At 61.7% G+C, this 243-nt stretch carries 1 protein-coding gene; it reads right to left on the reverse strand.

Annotated features, from left to right (window positions below):
- Positions 1–76 precede the first annotated feature (76 nt).
- Entirely contained in the window at positions 77–238 is a 162-nt protein-coding gene (locus SB753_RS40620) for an ion channel (protein WP_410805620.1), read from the reverse strand.
- Between the last annotated feature and the right edge of the window lie 5 nt (positions 239–243).

Genomic DNA, 243 nt, shown 5'->3' on the forward strand with positions numbered 1-243 from the left:
CGAAGGACGGCTATTACATGAATCTGGAATCAGCCGGGCCTGGAGAGCAAGGGAGCGGAAGGCGATCGCGTAGGGATTAGCGTGGCCGCAGGCCAGCTCGTTGAGCCGCTACCTGAATGGCGTAGACAGTGGAGCCCGTTGTCACTCCCGTCATCAACACGCCGAGCAAACCCCGTAAAACCGCGATGATCCGACCAAGCGTGGTGGTCGGCACGACGTCGCCGTAGCCGATGGTCAGCGCAG

This window comes from Paraburkholderia sp. SIMBA_053, assembly GCF_046534895.1.
Lineage (GTDB): Bacteria > Pseudomonadota > Gammaproteobacteria > Burkholderiales > Burkholderiaceae > Paraburkholderia > Paraburkholderia caledonica.